Source organism: Sutterella parvirubra YIT 11816 (assembly GCF_000250875.1).
GTDB classification, from domain to species: Bacteria; Pseudomonadota; Gammaproteobacteria; order Burkholderiales; family Burkholderiaceae_F; genus Sutterella; species Sutterella parvirubra.
In genome coordinates, this window is sequence record NZ_JH604994.1 from 418 (window position 1) to 886 (window position 469).

The window sequence follows — 469 nt, forward strand, 5'->3', positions numbered from 1 at the left end:
GAGAGGCTGTGCGCCCTTCTTCTGGTTGCACTCCGTGCAGGCGAGCACCAAGTTCGACACGCGATCCGAACCGCCTTTGGCGCGGGGAACCACGTGATCGATATTGAGCGGAACGCTCTCCACTCCACAATAGACGCACTTGCGTCCGAATTTCTCAAACAGGTATTCGCGCACTTCGAAGCCGAATAGCGTCCCTTGTTGGTATTCGGCACCGGAGACTTCCGGGTTCTGAAGCTTCTGCGTGTCGAACTTGACGGTCTCCACCCAAAGCTCCGTCACGGGAACGAGCTTGCGAAGCTTCACCACCCAAGACATGGTGGTGTCAACGCGGTGATGAAGTGACGGAGGCAACCATCCTTTGCGGCGCTTCCTGTTCAAAAACCGGGGTGCACGATAGCGGAGGTTCGCGCCGCGACGCCGACGGCGAAAGGCGTTTCGGGCCTTGAGACGCTCCCGGATGAAATGACCT

Annotated in this window: 1 protein-coding gene; it reads right to left on the minus strand. The window is 58.6% G+C overall.

Features of this window, described 5'->3' with window-relative positions:
• The coding region (gene iscB, locus HMPREF9440_RS12070) for an RNA-guided endonuclease IscB (protein WP_245523586.1) at positions 1 to 459 on the minus strand (459 nt) is incomplete at its 3' end.
• Positions 460 to 469 lie beyond the last annotated feature (10 nt).